At 58.8% G+C, this 14,018-nt stretch carries 16 protein-coding genes and 1 tRNA gene; 7 read left to right on the top strand and 10 right to left on the bottom strand.

Features of this window, described 5'->3' with window-relative positions:
* Nucleotide 1: 1 nt before the first annotated feature.
* Genes PSCI_RS18815 through PSCI_RS18805 form a run of 3 tightly spaced genes read right to left on the bottom strand, consistent with a single transcriptional unit; the run spans nt 2 to nt 3,017 of the window.
* Entirely contained in the window at nt 2–988 is a 987-nt protein-coding gene (locus tag PSCI_RS18815) for a lysylphosphatidylglycerol synthase domain-containing protein (RefSeq protein ID WP_045489978.1), read from the bottom strand.
* On the bottom strand, nt 985–2,235 hold the full coding sequence (gene clsB / locus PSCI_RS18810) for a cardiolipin synthase ClsB (protein WP_045489976.1): 1,251 nt from the start codon (nt 2,233–2,235) through the stop codon (nt 985–987). The genes PSCI_RS18815 and clsB overlap by 4 nt, the downstream gene beginning before the upstream one ends.
* Entirely contained in the window at nt 2,232–3,017 is a 786-nt protein-coding gene (locus tag PSCI_RS18805) for an endonuclease/exonuclease/phosphatase family protein (RefSeq protein ID WP_045489973.1), read from the bottom strand. The genes clsB and PSCI_RS18805 overlap by 4 nt, the downstream gene beginning before the upstream one ends.
* Before the next feature lie 344 nt (nt 3,018–3,361).
* On the opposite strand from PSCI_RS18805, the gene PSCI_RS18800 reads away from it, so the two are divergent.
* The 4 genes from PSCI_RS18800 (at nt 3,362) to PSCI_RS18785 (ending at nt 7,103) form a co-directional block, all read left to right on the top strand.
* The gene (locus PSCI_RS18800; protein ID WP_052483433.1) at nt 3,362–3,901 is read left to right on the top strand and encodes a cytochrome b; all 540 of its coding nucleotides are present in this window, start codon (nt 3,362–3,364) and stop codon (nt 3,899–3,901) included.
* 102 nt (nt 3,902–4,003) lie between these two features.
* Nucleotides 4,004–6,178, top strand: a complete 2,175-nt coding sequence (locus tag PSCI_RS18795) for an outer membrane assembly lipoprotein YfiO (RefSeq protein ID WP_045489971.1) — start codon at nt 4,004–4,006, stop codon at nt 6,176–6,178.
* A 7-nt stretch (nt 6,179–6,185) separates the two neighbouring features.
* Nucleotides 6,186–6,893 carry a DUF3142 domain-containing protein gene (locus tag PSCI_RS18790; protein WP_045494570.1) on the top strand — a complete coding sequence of 236 codons (708 nt, stop codon included), beginning with the start codon at nt 6,186–6,188 and terminating at the stop codon, nt 6,891–6,893.
* A 120-nt stretch (nt 6,894–7,013) separates the two neighbouring features.
* Nucleotides 7,014–7,103 (top strand) — tRNA-Ser (locus tag PSCI_RS18785).
* Nucleotides 7,104–7,283: 180 nt separating this feature from the next.
* Here the strand turns inward: PSCI_RS18785 and PSCI_RS29155 are convergent.
* From PSCI_RS29155 to PSCI_RS28715, 6 genes are all read right to left on the bottom strand, one after another.
* Nucleotides 7,284–7,685 carry a helix-turn-helix domain-containing protein gene (locus PSCI_RS29155; protein ID WP_144403278.1) on the bottom strand — a complete coding sequence of 134 codons (402 nt, stop codon included), beginning with the start codon at nt 7,683–7,685 and terminating at the stop codon, nt 7,284–7,286.
* A 485-nt stretch (nt 7,686–8,170) separates the two neighbouring features.
* Nucleotides 8,171–8,632: a DUF1353 domain-containing protein gene (locus tag PSCI_RS18775; protein ID WP_045489967.1), complete on the bottom strand. Its 462-nt coding sequence runs from the start codon at nt 8,630–8,632 to the stop codon at nt 8,171–8,173.
* Nucleotides 8,629–8,811 (bottom strand): hypothetical protein, encoded by a 183-nt coding sequence (locus PSCI_RS18770; protein ID WP_045489966.1) that lies wholly within the window; start codon nt 8,809–8,811, stop codon nt 8,629–8,631. The genes PSCI_RS18775 and PSCI_RS18770 overlap by 4 nt, the downstream gene beginning before the upstream one ends.
* A complete protein-coding gene (locus tag PSCI_RS18765; RefSeq protein ID WP_045489964.1) occupies nt 8,808–9,344 on the bottom strand; it encodes a glycoside hydrolase family 24 protein in 537 nt (178 codons plus the stop codon). The genes PSCI_RS18770 and PSCI_RS18765 overlap by 4 nt, the downstream gene beginning before the upstream one ends.
* 76 nt (nt 9,345–9,420) lie before the next feature.
* Nucleotides 9,421–10,056 carry a hypothetical protein gene (locus PSCI_RS18760; protein ID WP_045489962.1) on the bottom strand — a complete coding sequence of 212 codons (636 nt, stop codon included), beginning with the start codon at nt 10,054–10,056 and terminating at the stop codon, nt 9,421–9,423.
* A gap of 3 nt (nt 10,057–10,059) precedes the next feature.
* Entirely contained in the window at nt 10,060–10,266 is a 207-nt protein-coding gene (locus PSCI_RS28715; RefSeq protein WP_144403277.1) for a Com family DNA-binding transcriptional regulator, read from the bottom strand.
* Nucleotides 10,267–10,667: 401 nt separating this feature from the next.
* Here PSCI_RS28715 and PSCI_RS18755 point away from each other — a divergent pair, with 401 nt between their 5' ends.
* The gene (locus PSCI_RS18755) at nt 10,668–10,970 is read left to right on the top strand and encodes a DUF1654 domain-containing protein (protein ID WP_045489960.1); all 303 of its coding nucleotides are present in this window, start codon (nt 10,668–10,670) and stop codon (nt 10,968–10,970) included.
* A 302-nt stretch (nt 10,971–11,272) separates the two neighbouring features.
* Here PSCI_RS18755 and PSCI_RS18750 read toward each other — a convergent pair whose 3' ends face one another.
* Complete coding sequence (locus PSCI_RS18750; RefSeq protein WP_045489958.1) at nt 11,273–12,112, bottom strand: XRE family transcriptional regulator; 840 nt, start codon at nt 12,110–12,112, stop codon at nt 11,273–11,275.
* Between the two features lie 208 nt (nt 12,113–12,320).
* On the opposite strand from PSCI_RS18750, the gene PSCI_RS18745 reads away from it, so the two are divergent.
* Both PSCI_RS18745 and PSCI_RS28250 read left to right on the top strand, forming a co-directional pair.
* Nucleotides 12,321–12,584 (top strand): hypothetical protein, encoded by a 264-nt coding sequence (locus PSCI_RS18745; RefSeq protein ID WP_045489955.1) that lies wholly within the window; start codon nt 12,321–12,323, stop codon nt 12,582–12,584.
* 179 nt (nt 12,585–12,763) lie between these two features.
* Nucleotides 12,764–13,909, top strand: coding sequence for a hypothetical protein (locus PSCI_RS28250; RefSeq protein WP_052483431.1), 1,146 nt, complete (start codon nt 12,764–12,766; stop codon nt 13,907–13,909).
* Nucleotides 13,910–14,018 lie beyond the last annotated feature (109 nt).

Below are 14,018 nucleotides of genomic sequence, written 5' to 3'. Positions count from 1 at the left end.
GCTACTGAGCATCCAGCGCCTGGCGATTTTTCTGACCCAGGCGCTTGGCGCGCTTTTCCAGCACCAGGTACACCACCACCGCCAACAGCAGCGGCAGCAAAAAGTAAATTGCCCGGTAGCCGATCAGCGCCGCCAGCAAGGTACCTTTGGAAAACTGGTGCGCCAACAGGGTCATGAATACGGTTTCCAGCACACCGAGCCCGGCCGGGATGTGGGTAATTACCCCGGCAATGCTGCTGATCAGCAACACACCCAGAATTGCCGGGTAAAACGCTTTGTCCGGCAGCAGGGTGTAAATCACCAGCGCCATCAGCGACCAGTTCAAGGCACCCAGGCTGGCCTGGATCAGCGCCTGACTCAGGGTCGGCAAGACAATCTCCTGGCCGCGAATGGTCCAGCACCGGCGCTTGGAAAACCGGCAAGCCGCCAGATAAGCCGCGCACAGGATCAGCAGCGCCACGCCTATCAGCTGCAAGCTCGTGCTGCCAATCGCCCACTCCGGCGGCAACTCAAGAAAGCCCAAGGCGAATACCAGACCTGCCAGCAGCATATAGCCCAGCCAGTTGGTAATCAGGCTCAGGCTGAGAACGCGGGTGATGGTCGGCACATCCAGCCCCAGCCGCGAGTACAACCGATAGCGCAAGGCAATGCCGCCTACCCAGGAACTGAGGTTGAGGTTGAACGCGTAGCACACGAAGGTGACCGGCACGACCTGGGCAATGCTCAGCCGATGCCGGGTGTAAAAGCGCGCCAGGATGTCAAAGCCGCAGTAGACCAGGTAGCTGCAGGCCGCCACCAGCACGGCGATGAACAAGGTACTGGCCTTGTAGGAGCGCAAAGCCTGCATGACCTCCTGCCAATCAAGGTTCTTGACCAGCAGAAACAGCAACACCGGGATCAGTACGATGAAAAACACATTGAGCAAGCGTTTGGCCCACAGCCATTTGCTTGATTGGGTTTCGGATGCAGCAGCGCCAGCCTGGCTCATGACGATTTCTCCGAATTGGACAGCTCATGGGCCGCCTGTTGTCGCTCTTCAACAACCCGCGCCTCGGGCATCACGTCCGCCGCACGCAGGGGCTTGAGGCGCATGCCGTGCACCGGAAACAGCCCGGCGATGGCCGGAAAGTGGCGCAGGAAGTGGAAGCACAGAAAAATCATCGGCGCCCTCCACCACTGGCCACGCGCCGCCCCTTTGAGGGTGATCGGCACGCTGTGGGCAGCCGCCAGCCCAAGCAGATGCTCCTGCAACTGCTGATTGAGTGGCGCATCACGGATGAACAAATTGGCTTCCAGATTCAACGCCAGGCTCAGCGGGTCGAGGTTACTGGAGCCCACAGTCGACCACTCATGGTCGATCAGCGCCACCTTGCCATGCAGCGCGCGCTGCTTGTATTCGTGGATCACCACCCCGTCGCGCAACAGGTAGGTGTAGGTCAGCCTTGAGCAGACCCGTACGAACGGCATGTCCGGCTTGCCTTGCAGAATCAGGGTGACCTTGACCCCGCGTCGCGCGGCGTTACGTAACTCGCGCAAGAACCGATAGCTGGGAAAGAAGTAGGCATTGGCCAGGGTGATCCGCGAATTGGCGGCCCTGATCGCCTGCAAATATTGCTCTTCAATGTCGGTGGTGTGCTGACGGTTGTCCCGTTCAGCCAACAACATCCGGGCATGGCCGGCCTGCTCGAGGCGCAGCGGCACCGGCGCCAACCGCTCACGCACCGCCGCGCTGAGCATGCCCAAGGCGCTGCGGTGGATATCGGCAATGATCGGCCCACGGACCCGCACCGCATAATCCTGCTTGGCAGTCAGCCCGGTTTCAGTCATGTGATCGACGCTGTAGTTGATCCCGCCAATAAAGCCGAGCTCACCATCGATCACCACCACCTTGCGATGCAGACGGCGAAACAGATTGGTGCGCATGCCCAGCAAACGCGGTTGCGGGTCGAACAACTGGATATGAATACCCGCATCGATCATTTGCTTGACGAACGCTGAACTCAGATCACAGGTGCCGTAGTCATCCACGGTGACCACCACCTGTGCGCCATTACCCGCCGCTTCGATCAGCGCCTGCTGCAAGCCTTCGCCAATCCGGTCTTCAAAAATGATGAAGGTCTCGACCAGCACCTGACGGCGTGCCGAGCGGATGGCCTGGAATACGGCGGTAAAGAAATCCTCGCCATTGATCAGCAACTCAACCGAGTTACCGTCACGCCATTGCCCTTGTTTCATAAGCTCACCTCCACCGCCAGCGGTGCATGATCGGACAGATGAGACCAGGGCCGATGGCTCAACACCTGCGGCCGCCGGGTCGTGGCGTTGGCGACATAGATCCGGTCCAGCCGCAGCAGCGGCCAGCGCGCCGGGAAACTGCGCGCCGGCGCCCCTGTGTGCTGGACGAACACTTCGCGCAACCCGGTGCCGGCCAGCAGCGCATCGGCACGCAGGCGCCAGTCGTTGAAGTCGCCGGCCACAATGACCGGCTCACCGTCCGGCAGGCCCTTGACCAGCTGCGCGAGCAGCCGGATCTGCGCCTCACGGTGCTTCTCACGCAGGCCCAGATGCACGCAGATCGCATGCATCTGGCCATGGTGTGCAACATCAAGCACACAATGCAGCAGACCGCGCTCTTCAGTGCCATGAATGGACACGTCGAGATTCTCGTGGCGCAGGATCGGGTATTTGGAAAGCAGTGCGTTACCGTGATCGCCATGCGGGTAAACCGCATTACGGCCATAGGCGTAGCTGCTCCACATACTGTCGGCCAGGAACTCGTACTGCGAGATGCTCGGCCAGTCCTTGACCCGGCTGGCATGGCGCTGGTGCTCACCGTGCACTTCCTGCAGAAACACTACATCGGCCGACACGCTGCGCACGGCCTCACGCAGTTCGGGAAGGATGAAGCGCCGATTCAAAAAGCCAAAGCCCATATGCATATTCATGGTCAGTACATTCAGTGAGAGGTTGGCCGATACCGGCTGCAATTGGCCGACGGGCGTATGGGCTCGGGTCAAGAACGTTTACTCCTTGAGGGCAATCACTGCATATGAAGCTTGCCAAACGAGCCGGTTCCGTCGTTTATCGACCAACGCGCAGAATGCAACGCTGGTCAGCGATAAATGAGCGTTATGCCGCGCACAGCACTTACCCGCTCATAGGTGCGGGCAAAGCCTGTGATGGCGCGGCCCACGCACCTGGCGGGGCGCTTGGTTTTTTACTGAACACTGAAACCTGAAACGGCACGCGGGTTGCTTGCACAGGGGGCTGAGAGCCACCGGTGACAGATTTTTCCACTCGCTGGAAACGCAGCAAAACCGGCTAAGCTGATTTCATTCAAGACGACGACAGGAACCGAGCCGTGGCCGCTTCGTCAATCGCACGCTATACCGCAAAGGCCCGCTGGCTCCATTGGCTCATGGCACTGCTGGTTGTCCTGGCTTATGGCCTGATTCTGTGCCGCAGTGAGTTCAGCCGCTTTTCCGAATACCGCATGATGGTGGTGCAAGGGCATTACCTGACCGGCATCCTGTTGCTGGGCCTAGCGTTCTTTCGCCTGGCCGAACGACGCCGTCATGCGCCGCCAGCCATTACCCCGCCCCTGCACAACAGATTACGCGTGGCCTCCCGAGTGACGCATTACCTGATGTACGGGTTCCTGTTCGTGCAGCCGATATTGGGCATGCTCACCGTACTGGTAGAAAAAGGCGAACTGCCGATCCTGTTCACCGGGCTGGCCATCCCTTGGCCGCTGCCGACCTCGGGACGTACCGCCGAGTATTTTGAAGACCTGCACAAGCTGTTCGCCTCGCTGTTTTACTACCTGGTCGGCCTGCACATTGCCGCCGCGCTCTGGCATCACTTCATCCGCAAGGACGACACCCTCAGCAGAATGCTGTGAACCCTGTGGGAATTTTCAACACACCGCCGTGCATGACGGACATGACGGACAAGGCGGGCTATGATCTGCGCCTGTGTTCTAGCCATGATTCAAGGACTCTTCATGCACATGCGGTTGTTGATTGCCCTGACAGTGACTGTCGGCTGCGCGTTTTCCCTTCAAGCCCAGGCCAGCAGCGACGACTCCTGCTACCCGCGCTGGTCGTTGATCAAGGACAATCTGGAGCCGTGCAGCAACCTGACCTTTCTCAGCCCTGGCAACGATAGCCAGATCAACCTGCGCCTGTTGCTGGCCGACAAAGGCGTGCTGCCGCCAAGCCCGCAGCCGTTGCAAGCCCTCGACCTGGAACAAGGCTACGGTCAGGTGCCATTCCCGGTTTACCGGCTCAGGCCAGAAGCGACGCCTGCCGACGCACAACCAACCAGCCAGGCTGTCGACCCCTTGGCTGCACCACTGCAACGACTGGGCCTGAGCCGACCGGCAACAACCGCCGGGCAGGAGTTTCTGCAAGGTGAAGGCAGCCGTTGCCGCAGTAACGATCAGGCCAGCGCCACGGCCTTCATTAGCGCCGTGCTGAACAGCCCCGAACTGACAGACAACGAGCGCAAGGCACTGGCCGACAGCCGTCTGCAAATGCTCGGTGCCTGCAGTTGGGATCCGGACCAGCAAACGAGCCTGCTACCGGGCAACCTGGCATCCAGTGAGGCACAGGCATTTGCTCTCTACCTGGGTGCAGCAGCGGACTTCTACAGTGGTCGTTTTGATGCAGCCGCCAGCGGATTCGCCCGCCTGGCCGACAGCCGCCAGCCATGGCTGAACCAGACCGCTGCCTACATGAGTGCTCGCACCCTGCTCAACCAGGTGCAAGAAACGGGCTTCACTGAGTACGGTGAAATCGACCCTGATCGCCTGGACCTGGCCTTGCTGGGTCGCGCTGACCAGGCGTTCCAGCAATACCTGGCCCAATGGCCGCAAGGTGATTACGCGGCATCAGCGCGCGGCTTGCTGCGCCGCGTACACTGGCTGGCCGGTAACGACGACAAGCTGGCTGACGAATATGTCTGGCAGTTGACCCAAGCCAGCGACGCACAGCGCAACGCCAGCCTGGATGGTTTGATCAACGAGATCGATATCAAGTTACTCATCAACCGTGCCCATACGCTGCAAGAACCTCTGCTGCTGGCGGTCATTGACCTGATGAGCATGCGCGAACAGGCCCGTCCCGGCCTGTCGCTGGAAGATCTGCAGGCCCAGCAGCCGGTATTTGCCAACGATCCGGCCATCTATGACTACCTGCTGGCCGCCCACGCATTTTATGTGCAAGACAATCCAGCGAAGGCACTGGAGCACTTGCCGCAGCCACCTGCCGCAGGCGACACCCTGAGTTATCTGAGCTTCAGCCAGCAAATGCTGCGCGGCCTGGCCTTGCAAGCTCGCCAGGACTTCAAGGGTGCACAACAGACGTGGCTCGCCATCCTGCCGATGGCCAAGGCGCCGCTGCAACGCGAGCAACTGGAGCTGGCCCTGTCGATGAGCTACGAGCACGACGAGCAACTGTCCGGCGTGTTTGCCGCCGACTCGCCGATCCAATCCCGGCAAGTGCGTAACATCCTGCTCAGCCATGTGGCCGATGCGCAACTGCTGCGCGAGCAGACCCTGAACGGGCTGGACACCAGCGAACGCAACCTGGCGCTGTTCGTGCTGCTCTACAAAGACCTGCTGCGCGGTCGCTATGCCGACTTCGCACAAGACCTCAAACGCTTGCCTGAACCGCTGCCCAAAGAGCAATTGGGCTACGGCCTGGGCTACGTCTACCAGCAAGGTCCATCATTGGAACTTTTCCAGTGGCAAGGCGACAAGGCCGAGTCTGGCTACAGCTGCCCGAGCATCGCTCAGACCGCTGCCGCCTTGCAGGCTGATAGCAAAGACCCTCAGGCGCTCAATTGCCTGGGCGAGTTCATCTTGCGCAACCGCCTCGACAGCATGCCGCTGGATCAGCGCCGCGATGCCGACACCCTAGGAGGCAGCGCACCGGGCTTTGCCGGCGAGGTGTTCTCGCGGCTCGACGGCTATCGCCAGGTGATCGACAACCCCAAGGCAGGCCGTGACGACAAAGCCTATGCGCTGTTTCGCGCCATCAACTGCTATGCACCTTCGGGTTACAACAGCTGTGGCGGCCAGGAAGTCGAGCCGGCCACCCGCAAAGCCTGGTTCCGCCAGCTCAAAGGCAGCTACGCCAGCACTCAGTGGGGCAAAACCCTGCAGTATTACTGGTAAAGCCATGATGCAAACCTGGCCCTGGCTGCTGCTCAGTTGCCTACTGGCGACTGAGCCCGGCCATGCGGCGGTAGACGCCAGCCACTACGACCAGTTCTGGCTATGGGCCGGCGTCGACCAGCAGCCGGTGCTGCAACACGCCAATACGCTCTACGTGCTGCAAGGCCAGATCAGCCAGTCACGCCGCGACCCGCAGGTGCACTTCATCGCTCAAGGGCCGGGCGTGGCCCGCTTGCCGCAAAAACAGCTGTGGATCGTCTACCGCGCCCACACCCTGCGCTGGCCCGACACCGTATATCGCCAGTTGCTCGCTCAGGTCGAGCGCTGGCGCAGGGCCGGCAACCCGGTGGTCGGCGTCCAGATCGACTTCGACGCCCGCACCCGCCACCTCGACGAATACGTGACCTTCCTGCGCGACCTGCGCCAGCGCCTGCCGGCCGACTACCGCCTGAGCATCACCGGCCTGATGGACTGGAGCAGCAACGCCGACACCAGCGTGATTGGCCAACTCAACGGCGTGATCGACGAAGTCGTGGTCCAGACCTACCAGGGCCGCCACAGCATCCCCGACTACGGCGCTTACCTGCCGCGCCTGAGCCGCCTGGGCCTGCCGTTCAAGGTCGGCCTGATCCAGGGTGGCGAATGGCAAGAGCCGGATTTTTTACAAGACAGTCCCTGGTTCAAGGGTTACGTGGTATTCCTGCAGAACCCATAACCCCACCAGGACGGCTTTTTTGCTTAAGCACATGAAAAATCTGAAAAAAACATTTGCATAAGGAAAAACGTTCGACTACATTAGCGCACCTCGACGGACGCAACGTCCGAAACGAGATACGGTGAGATGTCCGAGTGGTTTAAGGAGCACGCCTGGAAAGTGTGTATACGAGAAATCGTATCGAGGGTTCGAATCCCTCTTTCACCGCCATATTCGATGTAAGTTAAAGCCCTGATTTTACTAGATAAAATCGGGGCTTTTTCTTTTGCGCCCTATAGCTTTAGGGCAAATTTAGGGCAAAAAGAACAACTCTCAGGCCGCAACAGGCCGCCTCCGGCCATTCATGGCGATCTCCGGCGTTCTGCCGAACCAAATCCCCTCAAAAAACCATCAGTCAGGCGACATTGCATTTTGAGTGTCATACCCACAAGAGCCAACGTGCTGAACATGACACATCAAGCACCGAACGAAGCGCTCATCACAAAGCATCTCAAGCAGCTGGTGAATCAGATGCTTCCCACTACCAGGCAGCGATCTATAGCTTTCAATGAAAAAGCGCTCATGCTCAGGCAGAGCTACCCCGCAGGGTCTGGAGCGACCGCCTGATAACACATACATGACATCCGCGCCCGCTGCCGCGACACCCGCAAAATAATCTGCTCGAGGTACTCTCACACCGCTTTCGTAGTGCGCTTGTGCGTTAGTTGCCACACCACCGACGGACCCGAATTGGGCCTGAGTAAAGCCAAGCCTGATGCGCTCATATTTCAATCGCCTGCCGATGCCGTTCATGCCGCTCACCTTGCGATCCAATTGGGCATCAAATTATCTGATAGATAGCTGGTTGCCATCTTTTTTTCGGAGAATGAGCTGATTTTATGACCAACCGGCATTGCTGTTCAGATCGTCACCCTCCAAAAGCGAGAAAATCACACCCCCTCCCCAATGCGTTCCAACTCCGTTTGCGTAACGTCCCAGGCACTGGGAATGCATCGAATAGACCTTAAAATCAATGATCCTGAATATCACAACACCATCCTTGCGTATGCATCTATCACTACACATTTGCCCAAGATGCACGCCGTTCGTCCCGTAGGCATTCATGCCTACAAGGGAAGTATCCATACAAAATCTCCATGTTATCCGAGCTTCAACGCTGCGAGGGGGCGGAATAATACGGAGGGCTGTCAGGAACAAAAATTATCCGACACCACCCGAGCGCACGCTATAGCATTAGTCTGACAGCGCGATAATTTTTTAACTCCATTTCGCCAGTATCAACTTGGGGCTCTCATGTCTTTCGGTTTGAGCCTCGCCCGCCACGCCATCCTCTCAGCCTCGCTCATCAGCTCAAACGCCAGATCCTCAACTTTCATCCCGCCTGCGCAAGCGCTATAGCGCGCCCCCCCGCCGACCCTCAATCCCCAGTGCATCAGGCCCGCCCGACGCTGATCGGCACCGGCCACGAGCAGCATTTCGTAAAACAGTGCATCGCATACAGCTCGGGACAACTGATTTACGCAATAAAGAAGATCATGGATCACACCGCATGCACGATCTTCAATTCCGGTCAGCAATGGCCTGACAATCCAGGGTGTGGACGCCAGATCGGTGATGAAGTATTTCGGCGCTGTGTAGGTCTCGCCGTCAGCCGACTGGTAGCGGAAGTCGTGCATCAGCACCCACTCGCCTCTGGCGTAGGCCTGCAGTACCAAAGGATCAGGGAAGCGGCCGGTCATGGCGCGCCGCCGCAAGTGACCTCAATGCGATCGGGCGCAATTGAGGCATTGACCAGAATACGGTTTGCCAGGCGCGCCGGCTCCGGAGCCGCGCAATAGGCACCGGTTGCGTAGCGCATGGCCTGAACGGCGCAGCCCTGAAGCAGCAGCAGGCCCGCAATCAGGACCAGGCGCGTCATATCAGCACCCCGCCGCAAGCAGAATACATGGCCAACAGATCCGCCTCCGATGCGTCTTCCCGAGCCCGCTCGGCAGCGTAAATCTGCAGCAGGCTGGCAAGCTTGTGCTCTCGCTGGCCATAACCGGCGCCGGGCAAACTGGCCCAGATCGGCGCGGCCCTGGCGATAGCCGTCTTGATGTCACCGGCCTTGATGCACGGCATCGCGCCGCACTCGATCAGCAGCTTGATCGCGGCCAGATCCTGAGCCTCGGGAATAAACCGGCCCTTGAAGCCGTAGTTGCGCACAATGGCGTTCCAGGTGCGTGCCAAAAACTGGTAACGGCCGGCTGCGCTGGATTTGATCCGGTAGCGCGGCAGGTCGACCAGCATCCCAGGGTGCGCGCTGTAGTCGCTGAACAGCGTGCCGCCGACCAGCACGTTGTAGCCATCGTCAGAGGCCTTGATGGTGGAAGTACCCTCCGACCAGGCGAGCATGTCGAGGAACGCCAGGACGTTAATGCCGCCGGCCTGTATTGCGTCAATTCGTGCCATTTGAGTTTTTCCCAGAAAAAAGCCCGCTCGGTGGCGGGCTTATCAGAAGCTGTCGAGAGTCAGCGAAGCAGCAGCGTTAGTTTGCAATCAGCAGATCAACACTCGTGGAGTCACAGCTGTAATTCCCTTTCTTGTCGATGACCAGATAGAGCGACGACTCTTTGGTAACAGCCACGTCGTCTGCCTTGATCTGCGCACTACCACCATTTGCCAGACTGCCGGACTTGATCACGGTGTCGCCCAGATTCAGCGACCATCTGATCCCGTCACCGCAAGAGCGATCCAGATCGTTCACCCGCCCAAGCACGTTGACAACACCTTCGACGGGACTGGCCCAGCGGAAGATGGTTTGAAAGGCAGGGCCAGGGTGAGCGTAAACGTCACCCTGCTTCAGGCTGTAGCCGCCACCGCCACCAGTAAAGGTTTGCTTGGGGATAGCAATAGACCCCGCTCCTGTAGCTGCAGCACGCCAGCAAAGTGACGGGCCGCCAGGGCATTGGGCATAGAACAACGGAAACGCTGTGTAGTTGGCCGAAGCACTCGTTGCCGTCGTGTTGCGCATGAAAGACCAGGGCGAGCCCGCCGGGATGCCGTTATCCATCAGGTACATATCACGAGCCAGGTTCCACGTCTGGGTCGCAGCCACAGCACTGACAGACGTAAGTGAAGACACCAGCGCCATAGCCAGCAGGAGTTTGTTGTGTAGTTTCATGGTTCACCTCGATGATTGATGTTGAGCGGAATTCAAATCGCACGGACTGGCCGCGCTTTGCTCGCTCAAAGGCGCTTTCTCGAGGCTCGTGGCCTTCACATGATTCAACGTTCCACAGCGGGAACATTTGATCTGGAGTTCGGTAAAACCGCCCACACGGGCGAGAAGTCTGTTGCACTTACCGCATCTGCAATCTTTAAGCATCTGCATAATCTTCCTTTATCTGCCATGCCCACCACGCTATCGCTAGTGACGAAAGGCGACATACAAGCTGACTCTGCATCCGGCCTCACTTGTTCAGGGGCCAGAAATCCGTTTCAAAAAACTGTTGCTCCAGGTCCGTTCCGCTTGATGCTTTCGCCTTGCGGGGTTGACTCGGTAATTCGCTGCCGACTACTGGCCGGAGAACCTCCAGCCTGTCTGTCGCCGTGCGTTGCTTGCTGCGACGGACACCAATATCACCTATCGTGATTTATTAGTCAAACACCTAATGTGTTTTTTATTTCTTGCGGGCGTTGCTGAAATTTCCTATCGCGAAGGGTTATCAAGCCACGCAACGTGTTATATCCTCTCGCAACAACTGGATATATATACAGAAAAGGAAGATCGCTATGACCAAGCAGAACACGCCTGAAGCACGGGTAATGAGCGAGGTAGAACGGCTGGGGTTGCGTATCGCAGAGATGATCAATTCACCCAGAGCCCAGGAACGCTGTGCCGCGCTGATCCACCGGCTGGACACAGACACGGATCAGGCATGGGAGGCGGTCATGGAGCTTTTGGCGGAAACCGACGGGATCAATATGACCTTTCAGGATGACGGGGGCGTGCTGCTGGAATGGGTCAAGCCGACCGATGAGGATCGGATAGTGGAGCAGGCAGAGGTCGAGACCGTCGAAGCAGCGCCTTTCTGAACCAACGAGGGGGGGCTTTGCGGCCAGCACGACAGATTGGCGAGAGCAGCCGGGCAAGAGCGCTCCGGCTGTGGCGACAGGTACCGGACTGACCGGCACCCGCAAACGTTCAGGCTAAATCAGCCATAGATCCAATACTGTTCGTTTAGGCACTGTATACCTCTGTGGGAGCTACCTTGGTAGCGAAGAGGCCGGCAAAGTCAGAGCAATTGCTGCGAATGTGCTGGCTTCTTCGTCCGCAACCGGAGCGCCGACCGGCCACTCCCATCGGGTATGCGGCGCTTAACCGAACTGTATTGGCCTCAGACCTTTTTGGCATTCCAGACCAGCAGCACTTTGGCGTGAATGGTCACGTCTTCGATACGGGCTTGCTGGTCCTTGTGCTTCTCGTTGTCCGAGATCAGCCAGAACCGCTCAGCATCGAACACCTGCAGGCGTTTGATGTACAGCATGTCGTGCCAGGTGATCACGTACACGCCGTCGCCGATGAACTCATTGACGCCACGATCCACAATGACCGGGTCTTTGTCGTTGATCGTGCCTTCCATGCTCTGGCCCCAGCCAGTGATCATCGCCAGAGAGTGCCTGGAGGTGTAGGTCACGCCCTTTTCACGCAACACATCTTCGCTGATGATCAGGTTGCGGATGACCTCTTTGTAATCTGGCGGTATTTGGCCGTGCCCCATCGAGCCGCGTATGTCGTACTGACGAATCACGATTTCGTCCGGCGTGGCCTTCAACCCGGAAAAATCAGCCTGGATCACATTGCCGGCACTCACTTCATCTGCAGTGTCGCGCACTGCGTCAGCGATCTTCTTGCGCGCTTGCTCGTCGAGGTTCTTGCCGTGCCTGACCAGCATCTGGGTCACCAGATCAGCGGCAGAAGTCTTGGCAGGCGCTGGCAGGTTGGTCAGGCCCCCACCCGGCTGCAGCGCGCGCATATCCAGCAACAGCTGCGATTTGTCGATTTGCAGGGCCGTGGCAATGGCCTCGATATCGGCAAACGAGGGCTCGCGCGAGTCAGCCTCATAGTTGCCCACCCGTGATTGCGATTTCCAGCCGCAGGCTTGCGCAAGCTGAGCCTGCGACATCTTTGCGGCCGTTCTGAGACGCTTGATGCGTTTTCCGATGGTTTCGTTCATACGCAGGATTTGACCACGAAATGAAATACCTGTGTCTACATTTATTGTGTTTTTCATTAAAACGATACGTGTTTTTCTGCCTTGCCGATTAAGCGATGCGCTTCGGGCCTCGAACTGCCGACCAACGGCCTGCCATTACCCGCCCCCTGAGCTAGCTTGAAATTCAGCAGTCCATGACGGACTGGTCGTCGAATTCAGGAGTAATACCATGCGTAAACCGATTCTGGCCCTGGCAGGCGCTCTGGTTCTGGCCGCCACCCTGTCGGCACAGGCGTTTGCCGAGACGCCACTGGAAAAGGGCGTTCGCCATGACAACCGCGAGCTGGACAAAGGGGTCGAGCATGACGCCAAAGAGCTCGATAAGGGCGTCAAGCACGATGCTGATGAAGTCGATAAAGGTGCGCGGCACGCCGATGATGAACGACACAAGGCCGACAAGCAGGTCGACAAAGAGGCCAAGAAAGATCTCTGAGCGCGTGCAGCTCACGCAGGCCGTGTGCAAAACCACGGCCTGGCGTGGGTTACCCCATCCGCAAAAGGCCTGATTGGCAAAGGCTGCGAACCCCGTCCCGAAATCCACCCAACAGCGTCGTCGCCCTGCCCGCGTCACGGTTATGATCATGGCCTTCTGAAAAAACCTGAGCTGGCACGATGTCTGGCATTCCCTATCAAGACAAAGACAACTTCTTCATCGTGCTTGTAAAGCTGTTGCTCAACCTGGCGCTGCTGGTCATTCCCTTTGTCATCCCGCTCTATCTGCCGCCGGCCCTGATCATCGCCTATTGGGTCCTGGCGCACCTTGCCGAGTGGCTAGAGAACCGCATTCGCGGTGAAGTAGACAGTACCTTCATGTGGATGCTGGGCAGCTGTTTCGGCGTCAGTTATCTGCTGGGTAGCCTGGTGTCGTCCGGCTTTACCGGGGCGCTGGTGTGCATCCTGTGCTTCATCATGCTTGTGGTGGTGCATAAGGGCTGGCAGAAGCTCGCCAGGCTCAATATTCCCGAGCCGCACAGCAAGCCGCGGATTACCGAATGCACGCCCCTGGACATTCCGGGACCCAACGCCTGGAGCGGTCAGGCGCCGCTTAGCCCCGAAGGCGAGGCAGTGCGGGTGCTGTCTTGCAGCGAGTTTGTCATGGGCGGGCCTGCCGTGTGCGATTACCTATTGCCTGATGGCAGCGTCATTTACGGCGGCGGTGCGTCGAGCGGCTTCTCTCCAAACGGACGCTATTTCGTGACCCCAGCACCTTCGCGCAGCCACTGGCCGTTGATGATCTACGACCGCAAGCAACACCTGCTGCATGTCTGCGATGTCGACAGCCGTTTCTGGGAGATCGATCTGGTCGGCAACTTGACAATCACCGGCCGGGAAAGCCCGCTGGTTTCCAACAAGACCTGGAGCGCGATGATCGACGATTTGATCGCCCACTCGCAGCCGCACAAGATGGTTCAGGTTGCCGATCTGTGGATTGCGCAGAACCAGTGGGACATTTTGCGCCAGGCCCATGAGCAGCCATTTCCGTCCCCCGCGCCGCCGGGTGGCCCGGTGTTCGATTGGCAGTTGCACTTGCCGCACAGCCTGCGCACGCTGGACAACCCGCTTGAGCCGCTGCACAGCCCGCAGGCCGAGATCAGCGTCGATCAGGTTGCCAGCGGCCTGCTGGTCTCAATGACCTTCCCTGAACTGCTCTGGCATGACGATCAGCAGGCGATGGTTTGCAAAGCGCAGCGCAAGGACCGCCACGGCGAACCGCGCCTGTGGCGCTGGACGGCTCAGCAGGGCTGGCAAACCGTTTGAAAACCAGATCTAAACCAGCGAGGGCCTGCCGTCCTTCAAGCAGGCTTTGGCTGGGGTGACAACCCGGCTGACATAGGTTGTCCACGCTCATGACCACAGACCCGGTTTT

Source organism: Pseudomonas sp. StFLB209, from assembly GCF_000829415.1.
GTDB lineage: Bacteria > Pseudomonadota > Gammaproteobacteria > Pseudomonadales > Pseudomonadaceae > Aquipseudomonas.
This window is presented reverse-complemented; position numbering and strand designations above follow the sequence as displayed.